This window comes from Pseudoalteromonas shioyasakiensis (assembly GCF_022398475.1).
Taxonomy (GTDB): Bacteria; Pseudomonadota; Gammaproteobacteria; order Enterobacterales; family Alteromonadaceae; genus Pseudoalteromonas.
The window spans coordinates 1-12,012 of record NZ_JAKEVM010000134.1 but is presented as its reverse complement, the minus strand read 5'-3'; the positions used below and the strand labels follow the sequence as shown (position 1 = coordinate 12,012).

Below are 12,012 nucleotides of genomic sequence, written 5' to 3'. Positions count from 1 at the left end.
CCCTTACATATCCCCATATACTTGAGTAATCTTTAAAATAAATGAAGTGCGAAGAGAATATAATGACGCTTGAGAGAACAGATCGAGTCGAAATCCCCGTGTTGGCACTGCGCGATGTAGTGGTTTATCCACACATGGTGATCCCGCTATTTGTTGGTCGTGAAAAATCAATAAAATGCCTAGAAGCGGCGATGGACAAGGACAAACAAATTTTCCTAGTGGCGCAAAAAGACGCCTCTGTTGATGATCCGCAGCAAGATGATATTTACCGTGTTGGCACCATTGCCACAGTACTTCAGTTATTAAAGTTACCTGATGGCACCGTTAAAGTGCTTGTTGAAGGCACACAACGTGCGAGCGTTGAAACGTTTTTAGATAACGATGATTTCTTTGTGGCAGAAGCACAGTTCATCGAATCAAGCCATATCGACGAGCAAGAACAAGATATCTTTATTCGCAGCGCAATTAGCCAATTTGAAGGCTACGTAAAGCTTAATAAGAAGATCCCACCTGAGGTACTTACTTCTGTGTCTGGCATCGATGAAGCTGCACGCCTTGCTGATACCATGGCAGCACACATGCCGCTTAAGGTACCTGAAAAGCAAAAAGTACTTGAGATTGCCGATGTAACTGAGCGTCTTGAATACTTAATGGCACTGATGGAAGGTGAGATTGACTTACTGCAAGTTGAGAAAAAAATCCGTACCCGCGTGAAAAAGCAGATGGAAAAGTCGCAGCGTGAGTATTACCTCAACGAGCAAATGAAAGCGATTCAAAAAGAGCTTGGCGAACTTGATGATGTACCCGATGAATTCGAAGCAATTAAAAAACGCATCGAAGAGTCTGGTATGCCTAAAGAAGCGCAAGAGAAAGCAAACGCTGAGTTATCTAAATTAAAAATGATGTCTCCGATGTCGGCGGAAGCAACCGTCGTGCGCTCGTACATTGATACGTTAATCAATGTACCTTGGAAAAAACGCTCTAAGGTGAAAAAAGACTTAGCTGGCGCACAAAAGATTTTAGATAGTGACCATTACGGCTTAGATAAAGTTAAAGAGCGTATTATTGAGTATCTAGCGGTGCAGCAGCGCACTAATAAGCTTAAAGGTCCAATTTTATGTTTAGTCGGTCCTCCTGGTGTAGGTAAGACTTCACTTGGTCAGTCAATCGCACGTTCTACAGGTCGTAAATATGTGCGTATGGCATTAGGTGGCGTTCGTGACGAAGCGGAAATCCGTGGTCACCGCCGTACTTACATTGGTTCTATGCCTGGTAAGTTAATCCAGAATATGACTAAAGTTGGTGTAAAGAACCCATTATTCTTATTAGATGAAATCGATAAGATGTCATCAGATATGCGTGGCGACCCAGCATCAGCATTACTTGAAGTACTTGATCCTGAACAAAATAGCCATTTTGCCGATCACTACTTAGAAGTTGATTACGACTTATCTGATGTGATGTTCGTGGCAACATCAAATAGCTTTAATATTCCAGGTCCATTATTAGACCGTATGGAAGTGATTCGTTTATCGGGTTACACCGAAGACGAGAAACTAAACATTGCTAAACAACATTTGATTCCAAAACAAGTTAAGCGCAATGGTTTAAAAGAGCATGAAGTTGAAATTGCTGACAGCGCAATTATTGGCATTATCCGCTACTACACACGTGAAGCGGGCGTTCGTAACTTAGAGCGTGAAGTGTCAAAACTATGCCGTAAAGCAGTTAAAAACATCCTACTTGATAAAGACACTAAAAAGGTCCTTATCGACGATAGCAACCTTGAAGAGTTCTTAGGTGTACAACGCTTTGATTATGGTAAAGCTGAAGACGGTGACCGTATTGGCCAAGTAACGGGTCTTGCGTGGACTGAAGTAGGTGGTGATTTACTAACTATTGAATCTGCAGCTGTACCAGGTAAAGGCAAGCTAACTTACACAGGTTCGCTTGGTGATGTAATGCAAGAGTCAATTCAGGCAGCGATGACGGTCGTTCGTAATCGTGCTGAAAAACTTCGCATTAATAGCGACTTCTATGAGAAACGTGACATTCATGTGCACGTGCCAGAAGGTGCAACACCAAAAGATGGCCCAAGTGCTGGTATTGCCATGGTAACTGGTTTGGTATCGAGCTTAACGGGTAACCCAGTGCGCTCAGATGTTGCAATGACAGGTGAAATCACATTACGTGGTGAAGTATTACCTATTGGTGGCTTAAAAGAGAAGCTACTGGCAGCGCATCGTGGTGGAATTAAAACCGTTATTATTCCAAAAATTAACGAACGTGACTTAAAAGAGATCCCAGACAACGTATTAGAGGGCCTTGAAATTCACCCAGTTACATGGATTGATGACGTTTTAAAACTGGCTTTGAAGCACCCAGTTGAAAGTTTTTCTGTCGAAACTGAAAAAAACCAGTAAAAAACCGCAAAAAAGTGCATTTAGGGGCTTTTCAAATACAAAGGGTATGATAAGTTAAGCACTAGTTTTCAAGCCTAGGCCTTATGTGGCCTAGGGTTGAGAAAAATATAATAAACTGAGCATAAACTTAATTTGCTCATAAATTTTCAAAACAGTGATGTTATTTTTTATAAAAACAATCGCTCTTGATAATAACAATGAAAGAGGATGATATTGTGAATAAATCTCAATTAATCGATCAAATCGCAGCTGACGCTGACATTTCTAAAGCGGCTGCAGGTCGTGCACTAGATTCATTCATCGAGGCTGTTTCAGGCGCTCTTAAAGATGGCGATTCAGTAGCGCTAGTTGGCTTTGGTACTTTCTCTGTACGTGAGCGTGCAGCGCGTTCAGGTCGTAACCCGCAAACTGGTGAGACTATCCAGATTGCTGCAGCAAACATTCCTTCTTTCAAAGCAGGTAAAGCGCTGAAAGACGCAGTAAACTAATCATTAAAGATTAGTTGGTGAGAGATACCTAATCACACTTAAATTGAATTTAGGTAACTTATCACCAGTTACTTCAAGTGAAAAAGCGTATCTGGTAAGATACGCTTTTTTTACATGAGCAGGGTTAATTTGTACCTGATCAGAATAGAGATAGATAAATGCTTGAGAAAATCAGAGAAGGTTCGCAGGGACCTGCAGCCAAAATTATTTTAGGCGCGGTGATTTTATCTTTTGCTTTAGCTGGGATCGGTGGTTATTTAGGACAAACCACAGAGCAACCCGTTGCAGAAGTAAATGGAGTTAAAATTAGCCAAACCGAATTCAGCCGTGCATACCAAAACGAACGTAACCGTTTAGAACAACAATTTGGTGAATACTTCGCACAAATCGCTGCTGATCCAAATTACATGGCACAAATTCGCCAAGGCGTAATCGACCGTTTAGTACAACAAGAATTGCAAACTCAACTAGCGGCAGAATTAGGTCTTCGTGTAAGTGACGAAAGTGTTCGTAAAGCAATTTTAGAAATGCCTTACTTCCAAGTAGGCGGCCAGTTTAGCAACGACCGCTACTTACAAGTTATTCGTCAAATGAATTTCCAACCAGATGCTTTCCGTGAATATTTACGTGAAGACATGACACGCAGCCAATTAGTAGGTGCTGTTGCTGGTACAGATTTCATCTTAGAAAATGAATTAAACAACAGCGTTGCTCTACAACAGCAAACGCGCAGTATTGATTACTTAGTTGTTGCTAAAGAATCATTACAAGCAGGTATCGAAGTAACAGAGCAAGAAATTGCTGATTACTATGAGTTGAATCAACCGCAATTCTTAGCACCAGAGCAAGTGTCTGTAAGCTACATTGACTTAAATGCAGCTACCTTAACGCTTGATTCAAGTGTTTCAGAAGAAGATATCAAAGCTTACTATGATCAAAACAGTGCACAATATGTTGAGCCTGAAAAACGTCGTGTATCGCACATCTTAATTGATAACAGCGAAGACGATGATGCAGCAAAAGCGAAAGCTGAAGAGCTACTAGCGCAGTTACAAAACGGTGCTGACTTTGCTGAGCTAGCTGAGTCATCTTCTGATGACGTAGTGAGTGCAGAAATGGGCGGCGACCTAGACTGGATTGAACGTGACATGATGGACCCTGCGTTTGAAGATGCAACGTATGCACTAGAAAGCAAAGGCGACATTTCTGACGTTGTAGAATCAGAGTTTGGTTATCACATCATCAAACTTACTGATATTCAAACACAGCAAGTTAAACCATATGCTGACGTAAAAGATGAGCTTCGCGCTGAACTTGAGCGTACTAAGAAAATTAATGCGTTCTATGAAAAGCAAACTCAAATGGGTGAGCTTGCGTTCGAAATTTCAGATACTTTAATTGATGCAGCAGAAGCAGCAGGCGTTGAAGTACAGAAAACAGAACTTGTTACTCGCAACGCATTACCTGAGCCGTTAAACAACCCACAAGTTGTTACTGCTATTTTCTCACCTGAAGTGTTAGAAGACCGCATGAACTCAGAAGTAATTGAAGTAGGCGATGAGCATGCTGTTGTTGTTCGTGTAAACGATCACAAAGCTGCGACTACGAAAGCACTAGCAGATGTTTCTGAGCAAATTAAGGCGACGTTAGTTTCACAAAAAGCATCGGAGCTTGCTAAAGAAAAAGCACGCACTCTATACGCTGAGATCGAAGCTGGTAAGAGCCTAAACGAAGTTGCACAAGCTGAAGGCCTAACAGTACGCCAAGAAGCTGCACTTGCTCGTCAAGCTTACACAGTGTCACCAGCTATTGTTCAACAAGCTTTCAAAATGGCTCACCCACAAGGTGCACCAGAGGTTGAAGTTGTTGACCTAAACAATGGCGATGCTGCAATTGTTGCGCTAAAAGCAGTTAATCCAGCGGCTGAAGTTGAGATTAATGAGCAACAAAAGCAAAACATCACTATGGCTCAAGTGAATAAAAACTACATGGTATTTATTGCAGCGCTAAAAGCACAAGCTGAAGTGCAAGTACCGCAAGCGACTCAAGCTGCTGAATAAAATAATTAGCAAACTGAGTTAAATAAAAGGCGCCTACTGGCGCCTTTTTTGTTACCGTTAAAGGTAATGTAAGTTACAAGGAGCATTTATGGAGTACAGTCTAATTGAGCAGCTACCAAGCGCAGAAGAATACTGTGATATGCGCCTTAAAGCTGGCTTATCAGCACGTTCATTAGCGGCTGCGAAAGCGGGGTTACCAAACTCTCTTTATGCTATTTGTATTCGTAAAAACGATGAGTTGATTGGCATGGGCCGCGTTATTGGTGATGGCGGTTGTAATTTTGAAGTGGTTGATATTGCAGTATCACCTGAATATCAAGGACAAGGGTTAGGGCGTGTCATTATGGAACATGTTGACCGCTACATTGAATCTGCCGCCTTTGAAGGTAGTTATGTCACTATGGTCGCTGACAAACCTGGCTTTTACGAAAAGCTTGGCTACAAGTTTGTCGCACCACAAAGCCAAGGGATGTATAAAAAGTTTTGATACGAGTGAAAAGTAACAAGGGGAAAGAGTAAAGCTGCAAGAGTAGAGTTAATTGAGTGATCAAACCGCTCGCGTAGGAGGCGTTTTAACGCCGAATCAAACTGATAGCTTACGGCTGACAGCTGAGAGCTCACTATCAGCAGTTCAACAGTTTCTGCGTTACGCTTGATTGCGGGTTTTGGAAAATCGCTTCAGTTTGGCCGTATTCAACAATCTCACCGTGATCAAGTACCACAAGTTGGTCGCTAATATGACGCACTAAACTTAGGTGATGAGTAATAAGCACATAGCTAAGGCCAGTATCTTTTTGTAGGCGTAGTAATAAGTTTACCGTTTGTGCACGTACAGACGGGTCTAGAGACGATAACGCCTCATCGAGCACTACAACCTTAGGGTCTAAAATTAAAGCCCGTGCAAGCGCTATACGTTGCAATTGACCACTACTAAACATATGCGGGTAATAGTGCTGATGATCTAAAAGCAAACCCACTTTTGCGAGGGTTTGTTTTATTTTATCTTCACGCTCTTCTTTATTTAAGTCAGTGTTGTACTGTAAACAGTCGTTAAGCATGTCGCCAATGGTTAAACCCGGGTTCAACGACGCTTCAGAGTCTTGGAAGATCATACGAATGTGGCGACAGTCGTTATCACGCAAGCCATCATTTTCGATGATATTACCATCGAGTAAAATCTGCCCTTTATCAGCGTTATCGGCTCCTGAGAGTAATTTAGCTAAGGTACTTTTGCCTGAGCCGGTTTCGCCAATAATGGCAATAGTTTCACCTTGCCCTAAGCAAAACGAAATATCTCTCAAAACAGAGAATCGTTTGCGTGAAAACAAGCCTGCACGCAGGTTAAAACTCTTTGATAACGCTTGAACTTTGAGCAGTGGTTGCATTATTTCATCGCCTTAATTAATGGGAAGTGGCAGGCATAACTATGACTATGGTGCTTGGTCAATTTCGGGGTAACCACACATTCTTTTTGTGCTTGTGGGCAACGTGGGCCCAAGCGGCAACCTATTGGCAAATGCTGCAAGGTCGGAATGGTGCCTTTTAAAGCATAAAACGGCTCTTTGTGAGCAAGCCCTTGCTCGTAGTCTGGTAAGCTTTTTAATAGTGCTTGAGTATAGGGGTGATATGGCTGACTAAAAATACGATTAGTTGGGCCAGCTTCAACCATTTGCCCACAGTAAAGAACATGCATACCATGAGACCACTCAACAATTTCTTCAAGTTCGTGAGAAATCATCAAAATCGACATGTTCTTTAGCTGGTTCAAGCTTTTTAACAGTCTAAACACCTGCGCACGCGTGGTGCTCTCAAGGGCGGTAGTTGGCTCATCGGCAATCAACAGTTTAGGGGTACGCGCAATGGCCATGGCAATCATTACTTTTTGACAAATCCCTTCAGAGAGCTCATGAGGGTAGCTGTCGAGTACCTTTTTATGATCTTTAATACCGACCTTGTGGATTAACGCTTTTACTCTGTCTTTACGCTGTTTATTTCGCTTTAAGAAAAAGCCACTGGTTGCTTGCGCAGGCAGGGTCTCGGCAATTTGGTCGAATATCTTGGCAGTTGGATCTAGGCAGCGACTCGGATCTTGGTAGATCATAGCAATGTCTTGACCTACTAGTTTACGGCGTTGCTCGTTAGATAAGCGCATTAAATCAACACCACGCCAATGCATGCGATCAGCGGTGATATGCCAGCGTTTATTTAAAACCCCAACAATGGCTTTTGCAATTAAGCTTTTACCTGAGCCAGACTCGCCAACTAAAGCATGCACTTCACCTTCTTTTAAGGTCATGCTGACTCTATCAACCGCACGAATAACGGTATCTGAGGTGCGTAACTCTATCGTGAGATTGCGAATATCGAGTAATTGCATAATTAGTCGGCCTTACGTTCTTTAAGCACTTGGCGTAAACCGTCACCTACTAAATTGGTAGACAGTACTGCTAAAAATAATAATACGCCCGGTAAGCCAACAGTCCAAGGGGCAAGGTAAATTAAACCAAGGTTTTCAGCCAAAATAGCACCCCATTCTGTGGTTGGGGGCTGTGCGCCCAATTTTAAAAAGCCAAGTGCCGAGATATCCAAAATAGCGGTAGAAAGCGCCATGGTAAAAATAACCACAATATGCTCGTAAATATTCGGGAAGATACCACGGGCGAGAATATGCCAGTTTGACGCACCATCCAGTTTAAACGCTGTAATGTAATCTTTGTTAAGCTCTTCAACAATTAAGTTACGTACCGAGTGAATAAATTGAGGCAGTAAAGCTAAAATAATCGCCCATACTGTATTCATTAAGCCCGGGCCAAGAATCGCAATAATAATGATGGCTAGTAACAGCGATGGAATAGATAACGTAATATCAAGCAAGTGATTCAAAAAGCTTGAGCGAATTCCCCGGCTGATCCCAGCAAAAGTACCTACTAACACCCCAATTACTGTGGTGATCAAAGCGGCGACAACCGACAAACCAAAGGTGTAGGTTGCACCATTCATTAAGCGCGATAACACATCTCGGCCTAAATCGTCGGTGCCTAATAAAAAGCGTACGTCACCTGCATCATGCCACGATGGCGGTAACAGCAGAGCATCGCTGTGTTGTTGGTTCACGCCATAAGGTGCAAGGAGTGGTGCAGACACCGCCAGTAACACTAAAGCAATAAACAACCATAAACCCACAAGGGCAGGGTGATTGGTTTTAAATTTTTTCCAAAATCGCGCTAACGGCGATTTATTCGACTCTTCAGAGAATAAATTAAACTTTGCCATGAGCTTGGTTCCGCGATAATGGGTCGAATAAGGTATAAGTGAGCTCAGCAATAATCGTAGCTAAAATAACGAACATAGAAACAGCGAGTAAGCCACCTTGAATCGCAGGGTAGTCGCGCTGATAAATACTATCGATAAGCCAACGACCAATGCCCGGCCATGAGAAAATAACTTCGGTGATCATCGCAAGGGTGATCAAGGTACTAAACTGTAAACCTATTTGTTTAATAACCGGTAGCAGCGCATTACGCAGAGCGTGGTGAAGGATCAGCTGTGCACGGTTTAAGCCTTTAGCGCGTGCTGTTTTAATGTAACTTTGATCGAGTACTTTCAGCATAGAGTCGCGGGTAAAGCGAACCAATACTGTGGTCGGATACATGGCAAGTACAATAGTAGGCAAGGTTAGGTGGTGTATTGCATCTAAAAATGCCATGCCATCATACGGAAAGTCACCTAATATGATATCGATTAAAATAAAGCCGGTAATTGGTTCAATTTCGTAAAGTAGACCCATACGGCCCGACATCGGAAACCAACCTAGTTGTAGTGAAAACACCATGATCAACAATAGCGCTAACCAAAAAACAGGCATCGAGTAGCCAATAAGCGTGCCTGAGTTTATAAATTTGTCCGGCCATCGTTTGTAGTAAGCAGAAGCTAAAATACCACCCGGTACGCCCACAGCAACCGAGACAAACAATGCGTAAAGGCTAAGCTCTAGCGTTGCAGGAAATAAATCTTGAATATGCTGAAATACGCTTTCGCCAGATGCAAAAGAGACACCCCAATCGCCGTGTAAAATGCGCTCTAAAAAGGCAAAGTATTGCACTACGTAGTTTTCAGTAAAATGGAATTTTTCTTCTAAAGCACTGGTTTGTGAGAAGGTGCTATTGGTAATACCGCTTAAGTTAGTTAGCGCATCACCCGGGAACAAAAAGCTCAATGAAAAGGTAAAGATACTCAGTGTCAGCATCATAAACATTAACAGTGCTAAGCGGCGTAGAATATAATCAAGGATCATTATTCTTTCCTCGCGTTAGCTAGTGAAATACCACCAAACGGGCTTAAGCTGATGCCTTTAACATCACTACTTGCGGCTTGAAAACGCATACCATGGGCTATCGGTAAAATAGGCAGCTCTTGCACTATGATCCTCTGAGCCTGATTGTAGTATTGTTTACGCTTTTCAAGATCTGTTGTGTCTAAGGCTTGTGTAAGTAATAAATCAAACTCAGGGTGACACCAATTTGCTGGGTTTTTACCACTGAAAGTCGCAGTACAGCTTAATAATGGGCTCATAAAGTTATCAGGGTCTGGCGTATCTGCTGCCCAACCAAGTAACACGCTATCGTGTCTATGTTCACCAATTCGTTGTAAAAAGGTATTCCATTCGTACTCGACGATATTAACGTTCACACCAATTTTGCGTAAATCACTTTGCATCAGCTCAGCCATTTTACGGGCATTGGGGTTATAAATACGGCTTACTGGCATAGCCCAAATATTCATATCAAAGCCATTTTTGTAGCCAGCTTCTGCGAGTAATGTTTTGGCAAGTGCAGGGTTAAATTCAGGCATGGCTTTTTGCGCTTCAAATGCCCAAGAAGCAGGAGGCAGTAATGACTGCGCTTTAATGCCGTTACCGTAATATACCGCTTGCATGATTTTATCGACATCAATGGCGCTTGCGAGTGCTTGGCGTACACGTACATCATCAAAAGGCGGGCGCTCAGTGTTAAAGGCCCAATAACCAATATTTAAGTTTTGCTCTTTTTGAACTTTAATATCTTCGCGTTGCGATAAAATACTCAACTGTGCGCTGCTTGGGTGCGCAGTAACATCACACTCTTTGGTGAGCATTTTCGCAACGCGTGTGGTGCCGTTTGGCGTAATGTCATACACCAGTTGCTCAAGTACTACAGGGTGTTTCCAGTAATCAGGGTTACGGTAATAGCGAATTAAACGGTCGCGACGATATTCTTTATATACATAAGGGCCAGTACCCACAGGGTATTGGTCAAATAAGTTTTCTTGGTTTCGCGCTTTAAGCTGCATGGCGTATTCTTCGGATAACACCACGGCAAAGTCGGTTGCAAGGTTTGCTAAAAAGCTGCTTTCAGCATTATAAAGCTCAAACCGTACTTGGTAATCAGAAACACGCACAATGCGACGAATAAGCTGATCAATACCCACACTTTGAAAATAAGGGTAGCTGGCATCGCCAACAAAGTGATAAGGGTTATAAACGTCGAATAAGCGGCTAAAGGTAAAAATTACATCATCAGCGTTAAAATCACGGCTTGGAGTAAAGTATTTTGTGGTATGAAATTTAACCCCTTTACGCAGGGTAAAGGTAATTGCTTTGCCGTCTGGGCTAATTTTCCAATCAGTTGCCAGCTCTGCTTTAAACTCGGCAGACACCGGATCAATACTTAACAGGCGATCATAAAGCTGATTGGCGATAATATCGATAGTCGAACCTGTCGTTGTCACTTGCGGATTAAACGACACAGGGTTTGCTTCAGCGCAATAGACTAAGCCCTGGTTTTTTTGTTCTGTGGTTTTTTCTTCGTTATCTAGGCAGCCTACTAAGCACACCAAAGACAAAGCAAGTAACGGTTTAAACACCTGATTAGCCTCTAACTATTGCTGCTGATCTAATAAATTGTATTTTTTCAAATAGCCACGTAATTGATGATACGTTAATTCTAAGTGTTCTGCAGTTTTCTTTTGGTTAAATTGGCTATGTTCAAGCGCTTTTTTAATGACATCAATTTCAAAGTCGTTAGACAGCTGCTTTAAATTACAAGGAAATTGAATGTCGGGCTTATTGAGTGTCACAACGTCTTGATTTTGTGTCGTGGCGATAGGCGCAGCTTCGACGTTTGCAACAGGGGCACTGCTAACTGCAGCTTTAACGCGCTGTTTAGGTCTAAATTTACTCGCAAATGGGTCTAAAATAATCTGGTGAACGGGAATATGTTCGTTACCATGACGATATAAACTACGTTCAACCACATTCTTTAATTCACGAATATTACCCGGCCACTCATAAGATTGTAGCGTTTCGATGGCGCTACGCGTAAAGCCACTAAATAGCTCCCACTCAAGATCGCGAGCCATGTTAATTGCAAATTGTTCTGCCAATAACATGATATCTTCTTGGCGTTCACGCAGCGGGGGCAGGGTAATAACATCAAAGGCGAGGCGGTCGAGTAAGTCGCTTCTAAATTCGCCTTGCTCAGCAAGGGTTGGTAAGTCTTCATTGGTCGCACAGACTAATCGGGTATCGACTTTAACGGTTTGCTTACCACCAACACGTTCAAACTCGCCGTATTCAATAACGCGTAGTAGTTTTTCTTGTACCATCGCCGAGGTATTGGCTAATTCATCAAGGAATAGCGTACCGCCATTAGCACGTTCAAAGCGGCCTTCGTGGCGTTTACTGGCACCGGTAAATGCACCACTTTCATGACCAAATAATTCACTTTCGAGCAGGTTTTCGTTAAGCGCTGCACAGTTGAGCTTTATATAGTTTTGGTCCCAACGCTTAGATAAGAAGTGCAAACGGGCTGCAATAAGTTCTTTACCCGTACCGCGCTCACCAATAATAAGGACTGGCTTTTCTAAACTGGCTAGTTGCGAAACTTGATCAAGTACACTTAAAAAACTGTCAGATTGGCCGAGTAAATTATCCTGCTGGCGAAATTGGCTCATATTCCCTAACTCTTAGTCATTTTTACTAAGATCTAGTGTATTTCATTATCT

General features: G+C 42.5%; 10 protein-coding genes. 4 read left to right on the top strand and 6 right to left on the bottom strand.

What is annotated here, in order from left to right; all coding sequences use genetic code 11:
• Nucleotides 1-62 precede the first annotated feature (62 nt).
• From lon to L1D51_RS17685, 4 genes are all read left to right on the top strand, one after another.
• The gene (lon, locus tag L1D51_RS17700; protein ID WP_239964394.1) at nucleotides 63-2,423 is read left to right on the top strand and encodes an endopeptidase La; all 2,361 of its coding nucleotides are present in this window, start codon (nucleotides 63-65) and stop codon (nucleotides 2,421-2,423) included.
• A 197-nt stretch (nucleotides 2,424-2,620) separates the two neighbouring features.
• The gene (locus tag L1D51_RS17695) at nucleotides 2,621-2,911 is read left to right on the top strand and encodes an HU family DNA-binding protein (protein WP_175580427.1); all 291 of its coding nucleotides are present in this window, start codon (nucleotides 2,621-2,623) and stop codon (nucleotides 2,909-2,911) included.
• Nucleotides 2,912-3,069: 158 nt separating this feature from the next.
• Entirely contained in the window at nucleotides 3,070-4,971 is a 1,902-nt protein-coding gene (ppiD, locus tag L1D51_RS17690; protein WP_239964393.1) for a peptidylprolyl isomerase, read from the top strand.
• 88 nt (nucleotides 4,972-5,059) lie between these two features.
• Nucleotides 5,060-5,458, top strand: a complete 399-nt coding sequence (locus L1D51_RS17685) for a GNAT family N-acetyltransferase (protein WP_054562071.1) — start codon at nucleotides 5,060-5,062, stop codon at nucleotides 5,456-5,458.
• Nucleotides 5,459-5,594: 136 nt separating this feature from the next.
• Here L1D51_RS17685 and L1D51_RS17680 read toward each other — a convergent pair whose 3' ends face one another.
• The 6 genes from L1D51_RS17680 to pspF are packed head-to-tail and all read right to left on the bottom strand — an operon-like array spanning nucleotide 5,595 to nucleotide 11,961.
• Nucleotides 5,595-6,356, bottom strand: coding sequence for an ATP-binding cassette domain-containing protein (locus L1D51_RS17680; RefSeq protein ID WP_055022259.1), 762 nt, complete (start codon nucleotides 6,354-6,356; stop codon nucleotides 5,595-5,597).
• Nucleotides 6,356-7,348 (bottom strand): peptide ABC transporter ATP-binding protein, encoded by a 993-nt coding sequence (locus L1D51_RS17675; protein WP_054562069.1) that lies wholly within the window; start codon nucleotides 7,346-7,348, stop codon nucleotides 6,356-6,358. Before L1D51_RS17675 ends, L1D51_RS17680 begins: the two co-directional genes overlap by 1 nt.
• A gap of 2 nt (nucleotides 7,349-7,350) precedes the next feature.
• The gene (locus L1D51_RS17670; protein WP_054562068.1) at nucleotides 7,351-8,244 is read right to left on the bottom strand and encodes an ABC transporter permease subunit; all 894 of its coding nucleotides are present in this window, start codon (nucleotides 8,242-8,244) and stop codon (nucleotides 7,351-7,353) included.
• Entirely contained in the window at nucleotides 8,231-9,265 is a 1,035-nt protein-coding gene (locus tag L1D51_RS17665) for an ABC transporter permease (protein ID WP_239964392.1), read from the bottom strand. The genes L1D51_RS17670 and L1D51_RS17665 overlap by 14 nt, the downstream gene beginning before the upstream one ends.
• Complete coding sequence (locus tag L1D51_RS17660; RefSeq protein WP_054562066.1) at nucleotides 9,265-10,872, bottom strand: ABC transporter substrate-binding protein; 1,608 nt, start codon at nucleotides 10,870-10,872, stop codon at nucleotides 9,265-9,267. Before L1D51_RS17660 ends, L1D51_RS17665 begins: the two co-directional genes overlap by 1 nt.
• A gap of 15 nt (nucleotides 10,873-10,887) precedes the next feature.
• Entirely contained in the window at nucleotides 10,888-11,961 is a 1,074-nt protein-coding gene (pspF, locus tag L1D51_RS17655) for a phage shock protein operon transcriptional activator (protein WP_054562065.1), read from the bottom strand.
• Nucleotides 11,962-12,012: the final 51 nt, after the last annotated feature.